The organism is Marinobacter sp. SS13-12, assembly GCF_030227115.1.
GTDB lineage: Bacteria > Pseudomonadota > Gammaproteobacteria > Pseudomonadales > Oleiphilaceae > Marinobacter.
Genome location: NZ_JASSUA010000001.1, coordinates 2,093,958 through 2,115,417 on the forward strand (window position 1 = coordinate 2,093,958; position 21,460 = coordinate 2,115,417).

Here is a 21,460-nt window from a genome sequence, read left to right on the forward strand (position 1 = left end):
ACCCCAGACATAAAGCTATGCCCCATCATTATGTCGTCTACGCAAAAAACACCGGCTATGAGAAGCCCCCTGGAACTCCGTAAACTCTTCGAGGCTGTTGACGGTTCCTCGGCCAAGCTGGGTATGATTCGCGATATTGATAAGTCTCGCAAATAGCTATCTGCATTCTACGAGTTTGTTTCTCGCGATTCCGCCCCTGGAGAGCGCACCAAAAAGCTAGAACCGCTCTTCCGCAGCTCCCTCTTCGTCAACCTGGAAAAAACAGACCCCGGTGGGCTATTACATTCTTAACTGTGGCTCGGTTCCAGAAAATTCTCGTGCGTTACTTGTCGTGTCTATCCTCCTATCTGCCAATAAAGTAAGATGCCGTCCAACAACATACCGGCACACTTGAGAAACTAGCAGGATCTTTAGGGTGACAAAAAAATACCTTCCGCATGTCGATGGGTTGAGAGCGATTGCTGTGCTGTCGGTAATTCTGTTCCATCTGAATGTGTCAGCATTTTCGGGAGGCTACGTTGGTGTTGACGTGTTCTTCGTCATCAGCGGCTTCCTGATAACTGGTATTCTCAAAAGCGAACTAGAACAGACTAGAAGTGTCAACCTGGCACAGTTTTATAGGAGGAGAATAAAGAGACTTGCTCCGGCTTTTTTGGCCATGGCACTCGCAACCTTTCTATTCTCGATGCTGGTGTTTTCCCCGACTCATTTTCAAAGGATTGGAGGCGCACTCGTAGCTTCGCTAGCTAGCGTATCCAATTTCTTTTTCTGGTTGGAGGCCGATTATTTTGACACTTCCGCCAAGTTAAAGCCTTTTTTGCACACTTGGAGTTTAAGCATAGAAGAGCAGTTTTACCTGCTTTGGCCTGCAACACTATTAGTCCTATATAAACTAAGATTGCGAACTCTTGTCTTGCCTCTCCTTTTTATTGGGTCGCTGGCTAGCCTAGCTCTGAACTTTATACTTGCAGACGGCCAAAGTGATTTTCTATCGAACCACTTTAAAGTGCTAGCCGATCTGGTAGTTGATGGGAAAAGCACCCTGTTTTTCCTGCTACCGTTTAGAATTTTTGAATTTTCAATAGGTGCTTCAATAGTTTGGCTTATTGATAAACGGATGCCCTGGAGGTTGTTAAATGATCTGCTCACATGGACGGGCTTGGGCCTTATCGCATACGCGGTATTTAAATTTGATGAAGGGATGTTATTTCCTTACTGGTTCGCGCTGGTCCCCTGCATAGGAACAGCGCTTGTCATTTACGCCGGGGCGGACTCTTATTCTAGAGTTCTGATTTCGAACCCGGTAGCGGTCGGCGTTGGTTTAATTAGCTATTCTCTTTATTTGGTTCACTGGCCGATCATCGTGTTTTGGTATTACCTTGGAGGAGAGCTTGATATTGCGGATCAGATAGCCGCAAGTCTGTTAACGTTCATTCTTGCTTATGTGTTGTATCGTTTCGTGGAACAGCGGTTTCGCCAGCCGAAATATTTCAGGTTTAAGCCCGCATGGCGTACCACTGCGTTGATGGCGTTTCTCGCACTCTTTGCATCGGGAGTTCATTCCTACTCCGCAGAGGGCTGGACCTGGAGGGCCGAGGAGCCGATCGTTAACCTCGCTGAAGTAAGCGATGCAGGCAGTTTTCACAAAGCATACTATGGAGGCGCCGGCTATCCTTACTATGGTCCAGTTGGTGCGTCTACAGATCCTGACATTGTTTTGATGGGAGATAGCCACGGGCGCCACTATGCCGAGGGAATTAGTACTGTTTTTTCAAAAGGAAAAGGCCTCGGCCTGTATATGGCATCTGGTAGTTCGTGCTTTCATTTGCCAGGCTTTACCCGAATAACTGAAGGGAACGACTGGAATAAGATATGTACTGATCGCTTAGAGGAAGCTCTTGGCTACATAAACAAAGCGTCGACGCCCCCCCTGGTTGTGGTTTCCCACTCATGGAGGTTTCAAATGAGTGTAGCCGGTCTAATCAATAAAGGAGAATCGAAGATTGGTATTAGTAGCATAATTAAAGGGATACTGGAGCTGAAAGAATTGATCGGTGATTCCCCATTAGTTGTAATTGGTGAGGTTCCCGGAGCAGGCGTAAACCTTTATGACATCTTTACGCGACCGATGCCCCTCGTGTTCAATGATTTTGATCGCGAGTCGTATCTTTTCAATACACTACCGGACCACCGGCCGAGAATAAATAACGCGCTAAAGGAAGCCGCCGAATCAACGGGTGCTTATGTTTTCGTGGATCCATTTGACTACCTCTGCAGCAATAATAAATGCCGGAACACGGACGACCAGAAGCGGCTGATTTATTCAGACACGGCCCATCTATCTAAGTTTGGATCACTATATCTGATAGAGGCTATGCAGTCGGAAATTGAAAAGGCCTTAGAGGGAAGACTGAACGAGTAACTTGGATAGTCCAGGGTTTCGCCATGGAAACGTACGTGGGCGCCAGCACCGCCAGAAACATTTTAACCAAGAGGCACCCATGACCTGGTACGCCCTCCAACACAAACCCGCCCAGGGCGACCGTGCCCTGGCGCATCTGCAAAATCAGGACATCGCCTGCTTCTACCCCAAAATTACGGTAGAAAAAATCAAGGCCGGCAAACGCACCAAAAAGCTCGAACCGCTGTTCCCCGGCTACCTCTTCGTCAACCTGGAACAAACCGACCCCATGTGGTCCAAACTTCGGTCCACCCGGGGTGTGATACGGGTAGTGAGCTTCGCCAATAAGCCAGCAGCCATCTCAGACGACGTTATCCGGCACATCAAAGACAGCCTGCACACCGTCGCGGAGCAGGGCGGTATCAAGCCCGGCCAGACAGTTGAGCTGGACGACGGCCCCTTCAAAGGCCTCAGCGCCATCTTCCAGGCCTACGACGGCGAAGAGCGTGCCATCGTCCTCATCAGCTTCATGCAAAAACAACAAACCCTGAAAGTCCCCCTCTCAACCATCCACCCTCGTAGGTCGGATTAGCAAAGCGTAATCCGACACCCAGCTCCTCAAATACACCCAATCCAAAAAAGGAACCCTCCATCCCTTCTTTTCGTGTCCTAACCCGTCATAATATGCATTTCCTTTAACAAGACGGCAGATTCAGAATGGTAGAAAGCTCACAAGGATCGCGATCCCAATACGACGACGAAATCAGCCTGGTAGACTTGGCCACCACATTCCTCAAGCGCCGGCGCGTGTTCTACGCCGTTTTTCTGCTTGTCACCCTTGCCGGTGTGGCCTATGCACTTTTAACGCCAGCAAAATACGAATACGTTACCCTCGTGAAACTGGCTGAAAAGTCGGGTGGCAAATACATCGAAGAGCCAGCCACCGTCATCGCCGAGCTGGACAGCCTCTGGGTACCAGACTTGCAAGCCACATACCGCGCAGAACACGACCGCAACCTGCCTTTCAGGATAACGGCAAGCAACCCTGAAAATACGGGCCTGGTTCGAATCGTGTCAGAGGCAACCCCCGCCGGTGAAGAGCTTATCGATAGAACTCATCGCCAACTGATCGAACGGTTAATTACTGACCAGGAGCAGGCGCTGACAAGACTACGTAAGAGCCTGGAGAGACAGATAGAATCCCTGGATACCACTATCGAGATGCTCGAAGGCGGACAGGAGACAGGCGATGCCCTCGCCTCAGCAGTAGAAAAACAACTGTCTCTGGAAACAGATCTGGAATCACTGGCGCCAGCAGAAGCGTTGGTTGTCAGCAGGAGTAACGGCGAAAACACCGGCCCGGCCAAAAGCCTGATCGTGGTGCTGGCCGCCATGCTCGGGTTGATGGGCGGTGTCTTCCTTGCGTTTTTTGCCGAGTTTATTGGTTTGGTGCGGGAAAAAGCGGCCGAACTGTGACCCACGGGATCGGTTAACCTGTAGGTCGGATTAGCAAAGCGTAATCCGACAAAAAAACCGCCCAAAACTCACCCAATATCGGTGCAGTTACCATGCTTTGACAAGACTTAACACGATACCTGGCTCAAACACACAGGTCTGTAGTTTTGCGACTTGCGCGTCATATTGGATCCCGTAGAATCTTCGGCCTCTGGAACCAGACGCTCCATTAACCGACAGGGATACCGTTGGGATTAAGTTGTTCCCTCCTTTTATTCATCATTCCCTGTCCACGCAGTAAACAGTAAAGTTGTATGACCTCAAAGCACTGGACCCTGGTCGGTGGGGCGGTAGCGTGCCTGATCACCTCCGCGCATTCTTCAATAGCCACCGCCGCCCCCTGGCTGGAACCCGGTGACAACCGTGCCCGCTTTGCCCTGCAGAAGCTGGCAGACAGGGGCCACCTGAGCCGCACCATGTCTACCTGGCCGGTGATGATGGGCACCGTCCACAACGGCCTGGCTCGTGGAACCGGAAGCGACGCACCGGCCATTGGCGGCCCGCTGGCTTACCTGAAGTTCGAGATGGACGAGCAGGGGGCACAGGGCTGGCGAGCGGAATACGAATTGGGTGCCACCAGCGAACCGGCCTTTGTAAGAGGTTTCCAGGCGGGCCCCCGTGAAAACGGTGAAACGAACCTTAACGTGCAATGGCAGGGGGAATCCTGGGCCTTCGGCCTGAAACCGGCCTTCGCTGCCAACCCGGAAGACGACGAATCGCTGCGCTTGGACGGCTCCTACCTGGCCGCCACCGCTGGCAACTGGGTATTCGGCGCAGGCGCCATCAACCGCTGGTGGGGCCCGGGCTGGCAAAGCAGTTTGATCCTGTCCAATAATGCCCGCCCTATGCCAGCTGTCTGGTTGAACCGCAAAGATGCCAGTGCACCGGAATCGGACTGGCTGCAGTGGATCGGCCCCTGGCAGTTCACCGTATTTGCCGGCCAACTGGAAGACGAGCGCGCCGTGCCAGAGGCGAAAATGATCGGCATGCGCCTGACGGTAAGGCCTGTTGAAGGCCTGGACATCGGCTTCTCCCGGGCCATCATGCTCGGCGGCGAGGGCCGTCCGGAAGGCGCCTCCACATTCTGGAACGCCTTCATCGGGCGGGACAACGGCCAACTGGAAGAAAACGACCCCGGCAACCAGCTGGCCAGTATCGATGCCCGCTACGGCTTCGGCATCGGCGACCAGGCCATGGGCGTGTACGCACAGATGATGGGTGAAGACGAAGCCGGCGCCTTCCCGGCCCGCAAATCCTGGCTTCTGGGTACTGATTGGACCACCCAGTTACTGAGCAGCGACCAGCAGTGGTTCGTCGAATACAGCAATACACTGGCCGATGACTTCCTCGGCAACGCCATGCCCAATATCACCTATGATCACTCCCGTTATCGCAGTGGTTACCGTTACAAGGGCCGCAACATGGCATCCACCTTTGATGGCGACGCGGAAACCGTGACTCTGGGTGTGTTCAACTTCTTCCCGGATGGCCGAAACCTGTCTGCTTCCCTGGGTTACCTGGATCTCAATAAAGACGGCGGTAATCGCACTGTCATCACAGACCGCGATATTTTCTACAACGTACCGGAAGGAGCCCAGAACGCAGCGCTGCTATCCGTGGGTTATGGCACACAGTTTCTTAGCGGCTGGCTGGACCTCACGGCCCAGGCTACCGACAGAAAGATAGAATTCCTGGGCGGCGAGAAAGACCAGTGGTCTCTCGGCGCTGCCTGGCGTTATCGTTTCTAAAACCGGATTTAACCCAGTGACCCTGACCAAACGACTTCTGACGGTGTTGGCCCTGGTATTGCCAGTAACCCCTGCTGCGCAATCCATAAGCCAGTCCCAGATTGAACAGTTCAAAAGCATGCCCCGAGCCCAGCAAGAAGCCTTGACCAATCAGTATGGGGTGGACCTGGATGCCATCGCCGGCTCAACTGGCCAGCAAAACCAACGCCCGCAGAACGTAAACGTGGTTGAACCCGTTAATGCCATCTCTGATAAAGAACAGGAGCACGCCCGGGAAGAGCGAGAAGACAACGAAGAGCAGGACCGAAAAAACGGCGGCCTGAAACCCTTCGGATACGACCTGTTTGCCGGTAGCCCTACAACCTTTGCGCCGGTCACCGAAATACCCATCCCCAACGACTACACCCTGGGCCCCGGTGACGTTCTACGAGTACAACTCTGGGGCAAGGAAAACCAGCAACTGGAACTGCCGATATCCCGAGACGGCACCATCAGCTTTCCCCAGTCCGGTCCGCAAACCATTGCCGGCCTAAGCTTCGACCAGGCCAGTCAGCAAATCAAAAAGCGGGTCTCTGAACAGTACATAGGCGTGCAAGCCAGTGTCAGCCTGGGCGAATTGCGCAGTATGCGGGTGTTTGTGCTGGGGGAGGCAAGAAACGCCGGTTCCTACACGGTCAGCTCGCTCTCTACCATTACCAATGCGCTCTACGTATCCGGCGGCATCGAACGTACCGGCTCCCTGCGTAAGATCCAGCACAAGCGGGACGGCAAGCTGATCGGAGAACTGGACCTGTATGACCTGCTGCTGGCAGGCGACACCTCCGGTGACAACCGCCTGCAACCCGGCGACGTTATCTTCATCCCGCCAGTCGGTGACCGCGTAGGAATAGACGGCGAAGTCTACCGCCCCGCACTCTACGAACTGAAAAACACCACCAACCTGCAGGAACTGGTGAACCTGGCCGGCGGCCTGACGCCACAGGCCTATCCACAACTGGTGCGCATCGAACGCAATAACGACGACTTCCTGCGCATCATTGCCGAAGCCAACCTCACTACCCGCAAAGGCAGGCAAGCGAAGGTCAGGCCGGGGGACCACATAGAAGTCGCCTCCATCTCTGACATCACCGGCCAGTATGTGGAAGTGAAAGGTGCGGCTACCCGCCCGGGCCGCTACGCCTGGGTGCCGGGCATGCGAGTGAGCTCTGTTATTCGCTCCCTGGATAACGACCTGCTGCAGGAAGCGGACAAACGCTACGCCGCCATCGTGCGAACCGATCCGGATACCGACACCGTATCCGTCATCAACCTTCGCCTGCGGAAAGCCCTGAACAACCCGGGTGGCGAGAACGACATTCGCCTGCAGGAGAAAGACCAGTTCCTGATCTTTGCAGACGAAGGCAAGGTTAGCGCCAAAAACAGCGACCTGAACGACAGCAAGCGCCAGGATGCCCCTCGCACTATGGACGCAGAAGAGGACGAGGGCGCCGAAGAGACCGATTACAGCCGCTTCAGCCGCGAAGCCCTGTTCGCACCGGTACTGCAAAGGCTGAAAGCTCAGGCCAAACCAGGGGCCCCCCAGCAAACCATTCAGGTAACCGGCCCGGTGCGTTACCCCGGTGAGTACCCACTACCGGCCTCAAGGCAGGTGGCAGACGCCATCTACGTCGCCGGTGGCCTGATAGACTCAGCCTCACTCCACACCGCCGAACTGGCCCGTTTCGGTGTTGATAGCGATGGCACCGGCGAAACCTACATAAAGAATCTGGATCTTCAAGCCGTTATGAAAGGGCAAGCCGTAATCGCCCTCCAAAGCCGCGACCGCCTGCTGATCAAATCCATACCGGAATTCGCCCAGGCGAAAACCATCGAACTGGCCGGAGAGGTCCGCTACCCTGGCGAGTACACCGTTCGAAATGGCGAAACCCTCCGCGACGTCATCCAACGCGCCGGCGGCCTGACTGACAACGCTTTTCCCCGGGGCGCCGTATTCACCCGTGAGAAACTCCGCCAACGGGAAGCCCTGCGCCTGAGGGAAGCCGAAGAACGACTGCAGGGCGACCTGCTGGGCGTTCAGCTGGAAGGCGATGACATCGGCGGCCAGGCGGCGCAACGAACCGAGCAAGTGCGGGATCTGCTGGAAGATGTACAGAGCGCACGCCCGGTCGGCCGTATGGTGATCAACCTGGCAGACGTGGTGAGTGACGACGCCTACCAGGCTATTCGCCTGCAGGACGGTGATCGGCTGACCGTGCCAACCATCCCGCAGTCTGTCAGCGTATTTGGCGAAGTCCAGTTTCCCACCAGCCACCTTCATACCGAAGGGTTGACGGTGGACGACTATCTGGAACGAAGCGGCGGCCCCACCCGCCAGGCGGATGAAGACAGGGTCTATGTGGTGAAAGCGGATGGCTCCGTGATGCTGCCAGAGAAAAGCCGCTGGTTCGGCGGCCGCAGCCAGCAACTGGCGCCGGGTGATACGGTTATCGTGCCCATTGACGTGGACAGGCTAAACCAGCTGGAACTCTGGAGTAACGTAAGCCAGATTGTGTATCAGATGGCGCTGGGTGCAGCGGCAGTGGGGAACTTGCAATGACCCGATACGAACGTTTGCCGGAACCGTATGAGACTGGGCATTACCCGGATGATGAGATTGATCTTCGGGAACTCTTTGCCACTCTGTGGGCCGGTAAATGGATAATCATCCTGGTCACCATCCTCTTTGCCGCCGGTGGTGTTGCCTATGCCCTCTACAAACCGGATATCTACCAGGCTAATGCTCTTCTCGCACCGGCGGATGGAGATAGCGGTGGCCGCTTGGGTGGGCAGCTCGGCAGCCTGGCCAGCCTGGCTGGAGTCAATATCGGAAGCGACAGCTCCAGCAAAACCTCAATCGCCAAAGAAGTGCTTCAATCAAGGGTGTTTCTGACAGATTTCATACATCGCCATGAGCTCGAAGCTCCACTCATGGCAACGAAAGCGTGGAATACCAGGCAGAGTGAGTGGGTGTATGACCGAGAGATCTACAGCCCCGCAACGGGTGAGTGGGGCACCAATGAAGACGGTGAGAGCTTGCAGCCAACAAACTGGGATCTCATAAAGAAGTTTAAGCAAAGCCACCTAAGCGTTCGTGAAAATCAAGACAACGGCATGGTTACCGTCAGCATAAAAAGCCTCTCTCCCGTCGCTGCAAAACAATGGACCGAATGGTTGGTGAAAGACATCAACGAACACATGCGAGCCCAGGATATTGAAGAAGCGGAAGGCAGCATCAGCTACCTGGAGACTAAGCTCAACGAAACCAACATCGCTGGTATGCAGCAAGTGTTCTATCAACTGATAGAAAGCGAAACACGAACGGTAATGCTGGCTAACGCACAGCGAGAGTACGTCTTCAAAACCGTAGACCCGGCTGTGGTTCCCCAGGAAAAAAGTGAACCCAATCGGGCCCTGATCGCCATCATTGCTACAATGCTGGGCGGCATGCTCGCCGTATCCATAGTTTTTATCAGATCATTTATCGAAAAAACTGCTTAACAGTGAAAAGGATCAACAATGCCTAAGAAGTTTGCTCTGATCGGCGCAGCTGGCTACATCGCTCCCCGCCACATGAAAGCTATCAAAGACACCGACAATGAGTTGGTCGCCGCACTGGATAAAAACGATTCAGTTGGCATCATTGACAGCTTTTTTCCGGATGCGGATTTCTTTACAGAATTTGAGCGCTTTGACCGCCACATCGACAAGCTCCACCGTGCGAACGGTGGGCAGGCTGTGGACTTTATTTCAATATGCTCCCCAAACTACCTGCACGATAGCCATATGCGTTTTGCGCTTCGTTCAGGTGCCGATGCTATCTGCGAGAAGCCCCTGGTGTTGAACCCGTGGAATATTGACGGCCTCCAAGAGATCGAAAAAGACGCCGGACAGAAGGTCAACACTATCCTTCAGCTACGTGTTCACCCGTCGATCATCGAACTCCGTGAAAAAGTCCAGCGCGAACAGAAATCGACCAAGCATGAAGTCGACCTGACATACATCACCTCTCGCGGCCACTGGTACATGCAATCCTGGAAGGGTGATGAGAAGAAATCCGGTGGAATCGCCACCAACATCGGCGTGCACTTCTACGACATGCTGCACTTTATTTTCGGGGAGCTTCAGGAAAACGTGGTTCACCACAGCAGCGACACCATGGCGGCAGGCTACCTGGAGTACGAAAAAGCCCGTGTTCGGTGGTTCCTGTCGGTGGACTACAAGTTTGTCCCAGAGAGTGCAAAATCTCTGGGCCAAAGAACCTACCGCTCTATCACAGTCGATGGAGAAGAACTGGAATTCTCCGGTGGCTTTGCAGATCTCCACACCCGCAGCTACGAAGAAATTCTGGCAGGCCGCGGTTACGGCCTTGAAGACAACCGAGTAGCCATCGAAACCGTTGCCAACATCCGCAACGCCGACCCAATCGGCCTGAAAGGCAACTACCACCCCTTCCTAAAAACCAACTAACAATCAACACGCCTCTCCCAAAAGGAGCACCCATGCCTGTAAAAATCCACCCCAGCGCCATAGTAGACGAAGGCGCCCAAATCGGTGAAGGCTCCCGAGTCTGGCACTTCGTCCACGTATGCGGCGGCGCCCAAATTGGGAAAAACGTATCCATGGGCCAGGGCGTATTCGTTGGCAATAAGGTTACGATTGGCGACAACTGCAAAATCCAGAACAACGTCTCTGTGTACGACAATGTTCATCTGGAAGAAGGCGTTTTCTGCGGCCCCAGCATGGTCTTTACCAACGTATACAACCCCCGCTCACTGATTGAGCGAAAGGATGAATACCGGGATACATTGGTGAAGCGTGGTGCCACGCTCGGTGCCAACTGCACCTTAGTTTGTGGTGTGACTATCGGCGAGTTTGCCTTTGTAGGTGCCGGTGCCGTCGTAAATAAAGACGTACCAGCGTACGCCTTGATGGTGGGCGTACCCGCCCGGCAGGTTGGCTGGATGAGTGAATTTGGCGAGCAGTTGGACATGCCTGTTGCAGGTGACGGGGAAGCAGTTTGCACTCATACCGGCACCAAATATCTGCTTAGCAATGGCCAACTTTCTAAAGCCTGATCCTGATTGCTTCGGTTAACTCAATTGCTACTTCTAAAGGTTGATTACGTATGCAGTTTGTAGACTTGGCAGCTCAGCAAACCAGAATTAAAGACAAGATAGACGCCAACATCCAGAAAGTCCTGGCCCACGGCAAATACATCCTCGGGCCAGAAGTGGCGGAATTGGAAGAAAGACTCGCAGTCTACTGCGGCGCCAAACACTGCATAACCGTAGGCAATGGCACAGACGCCCTGCAAATCGCTCAGATGGCAGTTGGCGTGGGTCCCGGCGATGAAGTGATCGTACCGGGTTTCAGCTATATCGCCACTGCCGAAACTCCTGCGGTGCTGGGCGCAAAACCCGTTTACGTGGACATAGACCCGAGAACCTACAACCTGGACCCGGAACTGCTTGAAGCCGCGATCAATCCGCGCACCAAAGCCATTATTCCAGTTTCACTTTATGGCCAATGCGCAGACTTTGATACCATCAATACTATTGCTGAAAAACACGATATTCCGGTAATTGAAGACGGCGCCCAAAGTTTTGGCGCCAGCTATAAAGGCGGGAAATCCTGCAATCTCACCACGATTGGCTGCACCAGTTTTTTCCCCAGTAAACCCCTGGGTTGTTATGGTGATGGCGGTGCCATCTTCACCAACGACGATGATTTGGCGACCATCCTCCGCCAAATCGCCCGCCACGGCCAAGACAGGCGCTACCACCATGTCCGTGTGGGCGTAAACAGTCGCCTGGATAGCCTGCAGGCCGCTATCATGCTGCCCAAGCTGGAGCTACTTGATGAGGAAATTGAATTACGTAACAAGGTGGCAGAAAACTACACCCGGCTGCTGAACGAAGCTGGCATCGACACCACCCCCCATGTAGAAACCCACAATATTTCCGCCTGGGCGCAGTACACCATCCGGGTGCAAAATCGTGGACAAGTGCAGGAAAAACTGAAAGAGGCGGGAGTTCCAACGGCAGTTCATTATCCGATTCCCCTGAACAAGCAGCCTGCTGTTGAGGATGGTGTTGTTTATCTTCCTGCCGGGGATCAAGCCGCACAGGTTGTAATGTCGTTGCCCATGCATCCTTACCTGTCTGGTAGTGACCTTTTACATGTCGTTCAAGCTTTTGGTTGAGTGTTAAACACAAATGCATATTCTCTTACTGCCTTCCTGGTATCCAGGTCATGCGGGAGACGTCAAAGGAGTTTTCTTTCGGGATCAGGCATTGGCACTACTTAATCATGGCCACAAAGTAGGTGTGATTGCACCAATGCTGCGTTCATTGCGAACGCTGACTCAAAAGTCTGGAAGGCGATCAATACCTTTTTGTGAAATGGATATGGGTATACCAACCTACCGGGAAGATGTACTCGCAGCCTTACCTCGTGTGCCTTATGGTAATTATTGGCTTTTTAAGCGTGCGGCCAATGTTTTGCTGAAAAATTATATTGAGCATTACGGAAAGCCGGACATCCTGCATGCCCACTGCACAATATTTGGGGGATCGGCGGCGGCGGATCTAGCTAGAAAATATGGTATCCCCATGGTATTGACAGAACATAGCAGCGGCTTCGCAAGAAATCTTTATGCCGACTGGCAGTTGAGACTGGTAGGGAAGGGAATTGCCGGAGCATGCTCGTGTATCTCAGTAAGTCCATCACTTGGAGAGATTCTCGGCAAACAGTTTGTATCTAGTAAAGATCAGTGGCATTGGATACCCAATGTAGTTGCAGATCGCTTCAATGCTTCAAAGGGCCTCAAGAGAAGGCATGGTTCGTTTATATTTCTGAACCTTGCGTTAATGACAGAGAATAAAGGGCAGTTAGAGTTAATCGAGGCATTTCACAGTATCGCCTCGGATAATCCTACTACAGAGTTGTGGCTTGCAGGTGATGGGCCGATAAAGAAGGTATTGGAAAAGAAAGCCAGTGAGTTGGGGCTTTCCGACAAAGTGCATTTTTTAGGAATGGTTGCTCCTGAAAAGGTACCGGAATTACTGGGGAAAGCCGATGTAATGGTAGTTGCCAGTCATTACGAAACTTTTGGTGTGGTGGCCGCGGAAGCATTGATGACAGGCTTACCAGTTATTGCAACACGGTGTGGCGGGCCGGAATGTATTGTTGAGAAGGGTGATGGCTTGCTTGTGCCCACAAGAAACCCTAAAGCACTTGCTGCTGCGATGCAGAAGTTGTTGGAAAATATCGAGTCATTCGACTCTTGCTCAATCGCAAAACGGGCTCATGATCGTTTTTCTGGCTCTGCCATAGCTGGCATGCTTACTGAAGAGTACACGCGAGTAATAAACGCAAATAAAAACGAACTGGATTGTGCATGAGCGCTTTTACCGCAAAGAATTCAGACGACTTGACTGCTGTTCATTAGAAATCTGAGCTAGTGTTCCGTCCGGGTAATTCCTAAGCGTAAATGTGCTATAATTCGAGCTGTTATTCACGAGTTTGGAGACTCTGTTTTGGCCCGGAAACCAGCACCCTTTAATCTTACGGTAAACGATCAACTGGAGCTGGAAGGCTGGTTGCGAACAAGCACGCTCAGCCAGAATCTCGTTCAGCGAGCACGAATCGTTTTGGCCCTGGATGCCGGTGAATCACCCAAAGACGCTGCTGAGCGACTGGAAACCAGTACGGCCACGGTATTCAAGTGGCGTAATCGTTATATCGAACAGGGCCTGAGCGGCCTTCAGGATGCTCCAAGACCTGGGCAGCCCAGAAAGCTGGAACAGAAGAAGGTCAAATCAATTCTCGATGACACGGTAAAAAAGCTGCCCAAGGAATCAACCCACTGGAGTGTGCGGCTGATGGCCGAATATGCCGGCGTCAGTCGCTGGCAAGTGCACCAGATCTGGAAAGCCGCTGACCTGAAACCGCACCGGCTGAAAACCTTCAAAATAAGCAATGATCCGGACTTTGCTGAAAAGGTTTTCGATGTCGTTGGCCTGTACCTGAATCCGCCGGATAACGCTCTGGTACTGTCTGTTGATGAGAAAACGCAGATCCAGGCTCTGGATCGAACTCAACCAAAGCTGCAATTGAAACCCGGCCAGATCGAGCGCCGCACTCATGATTACAAGAGGCACGGCACGACCAGCTTATACGCGGCTCTGAATATCCTGAACGGCGAGGTGATTGGGCGCATCACACAACGCCACCGCGCCAAAGAATTTCTCGACTTTCTGCGGCAAATTGATCGAGAAACACCGAAAGAGCAGGACCTTCATCTGATTCTGGACAACAGCTCGACTCACAAAACACCAGAGGTGAAAGCCTGGCTGGAGAAACACCCTCGGTTCAAGCTTCACTTCACACCAACCAGCGCCTCTTGGCTGAACGCCGTGGAGGGATGGTTTGGTCAGCTGGAACGCCGCGCTTTGTACCGTGGAATCTTTACCAGTGTGGGCGAACTCAAGACGGCGATTCGCCGGTATATAAAGACCCATAACGAGAAACTGGCCAAGCCGTTCCGGTGGCACAAAAGTGCAGAATCGATTATGACTTCAGTGGCGCGAGCAAAACTGAGCATTATTGATAATAAATAAATGGATTACCCGGACGGAACACTAGGGGGGCCTCGTTTTTCGTTTTCGTTTTAAATTATCGCCGATACGTATTAAATTTTGGGATATATAATGTTTGAAGATAAAGTTCTAATGATTACCGGTGGCACGGGCTCGTTCGGTAAAACAGTTCTTAAGCGATTTTTAGATACAAATATTCGTGAAATTCGAATTTTCAGTCGGGATGAAAAAAAGCAAGAGGATATGCGTCTTGCGCTGTCGAACGACAAGGTCAAGTTTTATATTGGTGATGTGAGGTCTCATGACAGCATAAAGCAGGCCATGGTAGGCGTTGATTACGTTTTCCATGCAGCTGCACTCAAGCAGGTTCCTTCCTGCGAGTTTCACCCAATGGAAGCGGTGAGGACTAACGTTCTTGGCACTGAAAATGTCCTCAATGCGGCCATTGAAAGCAATGTAAAGCGGGTTGTTGTCCTTAGTACTGATAAGGCGGTGTATCCGATTAATGCCATGGGCATCTCGAAAGCCATGGCCGAAAAGCTGATGGTGGCAAAGTCACGTCTTGTCCCCGAGGGCGGCCCGGTTTTGTGTGCCACCAGATACGGAAACGTTATGGCTTCCCGAGGGTCGGTGATTCCTTTGTTTCTGAAGCAAATTAAAAACAAAGAAGCATTAACCGTAACAGATCCTGAAATGACCAGATTTCTGATGTCGCTTGAGGATTCTCTTGATCTGGTTCTGCATGCTTTTGAAAATGCGACACAAGGGGACATTTTTGTGCAAAAAGCGCCTGCGTCAACTGTGCAGGATCTTGCGCAGGCACTGAAAGAGTTATTTGGGGCTGACAATACAATTAGAATAATTGGCACCCGGCATGGTGAGAAACTCTATGAGTCACTCATTTCCAGGGAGGAAATGGCGAAGTCAGAGGATATGGGCCGTTACTACCGCATACAGGCCGATAACCGTGATCTGAATTACCGGAAATTTTTTGTGGAAGGTGAAGAAAAAATTTCCCAGTCGGATGACTATACCTCTCATAATACGACTCGTTTAACCGTTCCGGAAGTAAAGAGTCTGGTTAGTGAGCTGGAGTACGTGAAGGAGCAGCTCAATGCTTAAGGTCATGACGCTCGTAGGCACCCGCCCTGAACTGATAAAAATGAGCCGCGTGATTGCCGAGTTGGATAAACAGGTCAACCATATCCTGGTGCATTCCGGGCAAAATTATGACTTTGAGCTGAATCAGGTTTTTTTTGATGATCTTGAAATTCGCAAGCCTGATTATTTTCTGGGTGCCGCCGGAAGTACTGCCGCCAAAACCATTGCAGAAGTGATTGCCAGGGCTGACGAAGTTTTTGCCGTTGAAAAGCCGGATGCGTTGTTGCTTTATGGTGACACCAATTCCTGTATGGCGGTGATCTCGGCGAAACGGAGGAAAATCCCAGTCTTTCACATGGAGGCTGGAAACCGGTGTTTTGATGAGAGGGTGCCTGAAGAACTTAATCGTAAAGTGTTGGACCATTTGAGTGACATCAATATGGTTTTAACTGAGCACGCGCGTCGTTATTTGATTGCCGAGGGCATTCGGCCGGAAACAATCCTGAAAACCGGCTCTCACATGCATGAAGTCCTGAACTATTACATGCCCAAAATTCAGCAATCGGATGTTTTAGACCGAAGTGGACTTGAAGCCGGAAAATTTTTCATCGCGAGCGCTCATCGCGAAGAGAACGTAGACTGCCCCGATAGTTTAAAGGAACTGGTTGACTCACTGAAGGCGCTGGCGGACGAGTACAACTTACCTGTGATAGTCTCTACCCATCCAAGGACCAGGCAACGTTTGGAGGCCCTTGGAATTGACCTGTCGCACCCCCTGCTCAGATTCGTTAAACCCTTCGGTTTTCTGGATTATCTGAGGTTACAGATGGAGGCGTTTTGTGTTTTGTCGGACAGTGGCACCATCACTGAAGAGGCCTCTTTGCTGAACCTTCCGGCTATAACGATACGCAACACCCATGAGCGGCCGGAGGGCATGGACGTAGGAACTTTGATCATGAGTGGTTTGAGTAAGGACTCAATTCTTGATGCCGTGAAAGTAGTTACCAGCCAACATGATGCAGAAAAAAGAGTGTTTTCCTTGGTGGGGGATTACGAAGGTGGGCCTGTTTCCAAGCAGGTTGTACGAGTGGTCCTGAGCTATACGGACTATATCAACCGCACTGTGTGGCGTAAGTCTTGATTCAAATAAGCGTTATTTATGAAATTTAATCCAAAAGTATCAATTGTCATACCTGTGTATAATGGATCCAATTTTCTTGCTGAGGCCATCGAGTCTGCGTTGGGTCAAACCTACGATAACCTGGAAATTCTGGTTATAAACGACGGCTCCAATGATGAAGGTAAGACTGAATCTATTGCTATGAGCTATGGCGATTCCATTTGTTATTACCGCAAGGAAAATGGTGGCGTTTCTACAGCGCTCAATATGGCAATTGAGAAAATGAGTGGTGATTACCTTTCCTGGCTTAGCCACGATGATTTGTACTCATCCGACAAGGTTCTTAAGCAGGTGGAGGCCTTGCAAGCACTCGATGAGCCTTCAAAGCATGTTGTTTTCAGTGATTACAGTCTCTTTAACGTAGATACGAGGGTAACTAGAAGGGTAAAGCTGGAGAGTAGTAACCCGGTGGGGTTCAGGGGCCGTTTGCTGGTAAATAGTGATGTCCATGGTTGTACCATGTTGATACCGCGAGAGGCTTTTCGGGTTTGTGGACATTTTAACCCAGAATTGAAAGCAACACAGGACTACGATATGTGGTTCCGCCTCGGCCAGGAGTATACATTCATTCATGTGCCGGAAAATCTGGTAACCGGGCGGGTGCATGCTGAACAGTTGGGTACGCGGGTCCCATGGCGAGTGTCAGAAAATATCCGTTTAAGAAAGCAATGGATTGATGAAATAGACCCTGAAGAGGTGATGGCCTTCACCGGGAAGTCAGAGTGCCTCTCTTTCGCCGAGATCGGCAAGGAATTAGCCAGAAAGTGCTATTTCAATCTAGCGGCCAAGTGCGCTGAGAGGTCCTTTGTCGCTTCTGCCAGGCTTAAGCTTCAGGAGACCCCCCGGATCGTAGCTTTCCTTGTTTCGGGATACTCCTACGGCATAGCGGTTTCTGTCTATCGAGCGCTTAAACGGCTAGTTTGAAGTGTTTTTTGGGATGCAGGTGATCACCTCTTTTGAATATTAAAAATATTGTCGGATTTGCGATTGGGCCCATTGGTGTTGCTGTTCTGGGCCTTGCGACGACGCCTCTGATCACCTGGGCCTTCTCTCCTGAGGATGTCGGGAGATTTGGTGTGTTCCAAACGGTGCTGTCATTGGCACTGGTTGTCTCAGTCTTTGGCCTTGATCAGGCTTATACGCGCGAGTATCACTCGGAATCTGATAAGCCCCGCCTTTTCAAGAATAGCGTTCTTCCCGGCCTCTGCTTATTGATCATACTTTCAGCTGGGGTAATATTTTACGGAAAGCTCATTTCCGAGTTTCTGTTTGGTATTGAGAGCCGCGTGCTGATCTTTTTGACAGTTTGCGCCGTTATTCTCAACTATTTTTCACGGTTTTTATCATTGATTCTGAGAATGCAGGAGAGAGGCCTGGCATTTTCCATGAGTCAGGTAATACCCAAGTTTGTCCTGCTCGCGATCATCTTGGTTTATATTGCTTTGCCCTTTGAAAAATCACTGGTCCATCTGTTTTATGCCTTCGTGGCGTCGATGGCTGTAGTTCTGGTTATTTTTGGCTGGAATACACGGAAGGAGCTGAAAGACAGCTTCAAAGCCTCACTTGACAGTGACCTCATGCGGAAGCTGTTCCGCTATGGCCTACCGCTGGTGGTGGCCGGGTTAGCGTTTCAGGCGATTAGTGCTGTTACGATATTTTCACTTAGAACCTTATCAACATTCCCTGAATTGGCAGTTTATTCTGTAACTTTGCGGTTTTCTGCCGCAGCGGTGTTGGTTCAGTCTATCTTTTCTATCATCTGGGCTCCGTTGGTTTTCAAATGGCACTCCAACAACGTTGACATGAATCGTGTAAACTCTGTAGCCCAGACCGTCCTTGCGGCTGTATGTATATTTGCCGCAATATGTGGTTCACTTTCTTGGCTTGTGGATTACCTCCTTCCTGAAGATTATCTACAGGTAAAATACCTGATCGTGTGTGCAATGGTTCAACCGCTTTTATACACCCTTTCGATAGTAACGAGCGTTGGTATCGGATTGCAGAGAAAGAGTTCGTTATCCCTGGGCACCTCGGTGATAGCGCTTCTGGTGAACCTTCTACTTTGCTGGGTGTTAATTCCCCAACTCGGTGCCTCGGGAGCAATAATTGCAAATACTCTGTCCTTCTTCTTGCTGTTTGTCCTCAACACAGAGGCATCAGCGTTTATCTGGAGAGGTTTTCCGAGAGTGAAGATGTATCTCTGCCTTGTATTGGTCGTCAGTGGATCGATCCTTACGGTAATTCTGGGCCATGAGATAGGACCCTCAGTCTGGGTAGCTTGGTCTCTAATAGGTATTTTGAGTGTAATGGTATTTATGAGTGAACTCAGGAATCTTTATGGCCAGATCCTCAACCGGAATACTAAGGCTTAGCTAAGGCTTTAGTTCTTGAACATAAAAATAGATCTTCACGTTGGTATAAAAGGTGTCTAGCTATGCGGATTCTTGTACTCGGTGCTACCGGGATGCTTGGAAGTGCTGTCTTAAAGGTATTATCTGATGACAGTCGCTTCGATGTTTGGGGATCTGCAAGGGACTCCAGTAAGCTTTCCTTATTGCCGGAAAAAAGCACCCCAAAGATAGTAACGGGAATAAATGTACTGGATTCTGATCATCTCGCGTTTATTTTCAGGAAGGTAAAGCCGGATGCTGTGGTTAACTGTATTGGCCTGATAAAACAGGTTTCAGATGCAAATAATCCGTTGGTTGCGCTACCGACCAATTCATTACTGCCACATCGCATGGCAGATTTGTGTGAGCTGAGTCAGTGCAGATTGATACATATCAGTACAGACTGTGTTTTCTCAGGAAAAAAAGGGCATTATACCGAGAATGACCCCTCAGATGCTGAGGATCTGTATGGTAAGTCAAAGCATATAGGCGAAGTGACAGATCGAAAAAATACTATCACTCTACGTACCTCGATTATTGGACACGAACTACAGTCGCAGTACGCTCTTCTCGAATGGTTCTTAGCCCAAGAGGGTCTTGTATACGGGTATTCAAAGGCAATTTTCTCGGGCGTTCCTACAAATGAACTAGCCCGGATAATAAAAGAATATGTGTTACCACGAAACGATTTGAATGGTCTTTATCATGTTTCTGCAGATCCGATATCGAAGTTTGATTTACTGAATATAGTTGCGAGACAATATAAAAAAGATATTAAAATAATTGAAGACAGCAATGTGGTGGTTGATCGATCACTTGCGAGCGATAAGTTTCGTAAGGCCACCGGTTATAAAGCACCAGATTGGGGTCAACTGGTTGAGAGAATGTGGAGATTCCGGTCGTAGTTTCAATAAATTAAGTGGTAGAAGTAGGCGACGCTGATAACCGAAGAAAAACTGTAGTAACCTCGCTTATTCGCTTGGTCATGATAATAATGCCGCTGAACTGTTAGGGCTTGATTTCTACCGTGCGTAAGGCTGCTTGGCATAATAAAAATCTGATTGTTTGGTGCAGGTCTTCGCTTAGAGTTTTAACCTAGTGTACTAAGTATTTCTGGTGTTGTTATTAATTTTTAGGTGTTTTATAACTCGTTATGTTTTGGGCATCTTTGAACTCCCCTTCAATTTTTTCGGATTTTAGAAATGACTATCGATGCAACCAAAACAAAAAAGTCTTTTGTAATTGAGTGGATTCTAGTTTTAATAATCCTAAGCCAAAACCATCCGTGGTTTTTATGGCCGAATAGTTATATTTTCTCTGTTATTTTGATTGGAGTGCTATTTTTCCTCTGCGCATCAAGATTATCTTCGATATCGGTTAACTGCAATTTCTTAGCTATTTCATCCCTCACAATTATTTTGTTGTTATTCTTTTGTGTTTATGCTTCTCTCCAAACCTTTCGCACTAGTTCTTTTATTAGTATAGCAGTTTTTGTCTTAGTTTTTGCTTTGAATAAAGGAGAGAAATTAAAGGCCCTGGATAAGTTGACAACACTGCTAACATTGATAGTTTTTTTGTCGATTGTGGCGAGGGTGACAAATGAATATTTTTTTTCGTTGCCCCATTCGCCTTTGTCTTATCCTGATGGGAAGGGCGACATACCTGATTTAGGAATAAAAAATTTCTTTTTATACATTGAGCCGGCCGGTTTGGCAGGGAATAGATTGTACTCAATTTTTGACGAGCCTGGTACTTTGGGGACATTAGTTGCTTTTATGCTTGTGGGCAATAATTTTAATTTCAGAGATGTCAGAAATTTAGTTTTACTCCTTGGCGGTATTTTAACATTCTCACTTGCTTTTTTTATTATAAGTGCATTTGGGTTTTTCCTGTTAAGGCTTGGTTCGCCGTTAAAGATGGCTAAGGGTGTGCTCCTTCTTGTTTTAGCGGTCTTGGGTTCAGTGATATTTTTTTGGGATAATGACGCCTTTAGAATTATTGTAATTGATCGAATAGCTGGCCTTTTTGTTTTTGGCTTAGAATCTAGAAGCCCGCCTGTTCTCGATGTTTTTTTCTCGGATTACATTATATCTCTGGATGCACTGCTGGGGATGGGAACAAATTTCCATCTAGAAAATCCGACTATATTTTTAGGTCAAAGCTATAAGCTTTTTTTGATAGAGTATGGTTTTGTAGGGCTGTTTTTAGTTTTTTCTCTATATTTTTGTTTGATTTTAAGGGATTGGAAAATCGGTCTTGTTTGCTTGGCCGTGTTTTTTGTTTCTTTCCTGCAGCGGCCATTCTTGTTTACTCCGTGGCAGATTTTGTTATTTTCTATGGTTTTTGAAAGTCTTTTGTTTGTTAAAAGTTCATCTTTTGGGTTATATCGTGGTAACTACACAGTAGCTCAAAATTATCAGTGGAGGAAAAGAGAAAAGCTCTAAATGTGGTCCGATTTTCTGCTTGCGCTATCTTCCCGAGACAAG

Annotated in this window: 17 protein-coding genes; all 17 read left to right on the forward strand. The window is 50.0% G+C overall.

Going from position 1 to position 21,460, the window contains the following annotated elements:
* Positions 1–415 precede the first annotated feature (415 nt).
* The 17 genes from QPL94_RS09650 (at position 416) to QPL94_RS09730 (ending at position 21,418) form a co-directional block, all read left to right on the forward strand.
* Positions 416–2,422: an acyltransferase family protein gene (locus tag QPL94_RS09650; RefSeq protein ID WP_285357036.1), complete on the forward strand. Its 2,007-nt coding sequence runs from the start codon at positions 416–418 to the stop codon at positions 2,420–2,422.
* A gap of 79 nt (positions 2,423–2,501) precedes the next feature.
* Positions 2,502–2,993, forward strand: coding sequence for a transcription/translation regulatory transformer protein RfaH (gene rfaH, locus QPL94_RS09655; protein ID WP_285357037.1), 492 nt, complete (start codon positions 2,502–2,504; stop codon positions 2,991–2,993).
* A gap of 125 nt (positions 2,994–3,118) precedes the next feature.
* Positions 3,119–3,877 carry a Wzz/FepE/Etk N-terminal domain-containing protein gene (locus QPL94_RS09660; RefSeq protein WP_285357038.1) on the forward strand — a complete coding sequence of 253 codons (759 nt, stop codon included), beginning with the start codon at positions 3,119–3,121 and terminating at the stop codon, positions 3,875–3,877.
* A gap of 293 nt (positions 3,878–4,170) precedes the next feature.
* A complete protein-coding gene (locus QPL94_RS09665; RefSeq protein WP_285357039.1) occupies positions 4,171–5,664 on the forward strand; it encodes a capsule assembly Wzi family protein in 1,494 nt (497 codons plus the stop codon).
* A gap of 16 nt (positions 5,665–5,680) precedes the next feature.
* Positions 5,681–8,260, forward strand: coding sequence for an SLBB domain-containing protein (locus QPL94_RS09670; RefSeq protein WP_285357041.1), 2,580 nt, complete (start codon positions 5,681–5,683; stop codon positions 8,258–8,260).
* The gene (locus QPL94_RS09675) at positions 8,257–9,201 is read left to right on the forward strand and encodes a Wzz/FepE/Etk N-terminal domain-containing protein (RefSeq protein WP_285357043.1); all 945 of its coding nucleotides are present in this window, start codon (positions 8,257–8,259) and stop codon (positions 9,199–9,201) included. The genes QPL94_RS09670 and QPL94_RS09675 overlap by 4 nt, the downstream gene beginning before the upstream one ends.
* Before the next feature lie 18 nt (positions 9,202–9,219).
* The gene (locus QPL94_RS09680) at positions 9,220–10,170 is read left to right on the forward strand and encodes a Gfo/Idh/MocA family protein (protein ID WP_285357045.1); all 951 of its coding nucleotides are present in this window, start codon (positions 9,220–9,222) and stop codon (positions 10,168–10,170) included.
* A gap of 32 nt (positions 10,171–10,202) precedes the next feature.
* On the forward strand, positions 10,203–10,778 hold the full coding sequence (locus QPL94_RS09685; RefSeq protein WP_285357046.1) for an acyltransferase: 576 nt from the start codon (positions 10,203–10,205) through the stop codon (positions 10,776–10,778).
* Between the two features lie 50 nt (positions 10,779–10,828).
* Positions 10,829–11,905 carry a DegT/DnrJ/EryC1/StrS family aminotransferase gene (locus QPL94_RS09690; RefSeq protein WP_285357047.1) on the forward strand — a complete coding sequence of 359 codons (1,077 nt, stop codon included), beginning with the start codon at positions 10,829–10,831 and terminating at the stop codon, positions 11,903–11,905.
* 13 nt (positions 11,906–11,918) lie between these two features.
* Positions 11,919–13,106, forward strand: a complete 1,188-nt coding sequence (locus tag QPL94_RS09695; RefSeq protein WP_285357048.1) for a glycosyltransferase — start codon at positions 11,919–11,921, stop codon at positions 13,104–13,106.
* 135 nt (positions 13,107–13,241) lie between these two features.
* A complete protein-coding gene (locus QPL94_RS09700; RefSeq protein ID WP_285357050.1) occupies positions 13,242–14,324 on the forward strand; it encodes an IS630 family transposase in 1,083 nt (360 codons plus the stop codon).
* A 90-nt stretch (positions 14,325–14,414) separates the two neighbouring features.
* A complete protein-coding gene (locus QPL94_RS09705) occupies positions 14,415–15,425 on the forward strand; it encodes a polysaccharide biosynthesis protein (protein WP_285357051.1) in 1,011 nt (336 codons plus the stop codon).
* The gene (gene wecB / locus QPL94_RS09710; protein WP_285357053.1) at positions 15,418–16,545 is read left to right on the forward strand and encodes a non-hydrolyzing UDP-N-acetylglucosamine 2-epimerase; all 1,128 of its coding nucleotides are present in this window, start codon (positions 15,418–15,420) and stop codon (positions 16,543–16,545) included. Before QPL94_RS09705 ends, wecB begins: the two co-directional genes overlap by 8 nt.
* An 18-nt stretch (positions 16,546–16,563) precedes the next feature.
* Entirely contained in the window at positions 16,564–17,508 is a 945-nt protein-coding gene (locus tag QPL94_RS09715) for a glycosyltransferase (RefSeq protein WP_285357054.1), read from the forward strand.
* A 32-nt stretch (positions 17,509–17,540) separates the two neighbouring features.
* Positions 17,541–18,956 (forward strand): lipopolysaccharide biosynthesis protein, encoded by a 1,416-nt coding sequence (locus QPL94_RS09720; protein WP_285357055.1) that lies wholly within the window; start codon positions 17,541–17,543, stop codon positions 18,954–18,956.
* Positions 18,957–19,018: 62 nt separating this feature from the next.
* Positions 19,019–19,879 carry a dTDP-4-dehydrorhamnose reductase family protein gene (locus tag QPL94_RS09725; RefSeq protein WP_285357057.1) on the forward strand — a complete coding sequence of 287 codons (861 nt, stop codon included), beginning with the start codon at positions 19,019–19,021 and terminating at the stop codon, positions 19,877–19,879.
* A 297-nt stretch (positions 19,880–20,176) separates the two neighbouring features.
* A complete protein-coding gene (locus QPL94_RS09730; protein WP_285357058.1) occupies positions 20,177–21,418 on the forward strand; it encodes a hypothetical protein in 1,242 nt (413 codons plus the stop codon).
* Positions 21,419–21,460 lie beyond the last annotated feature (42 nt).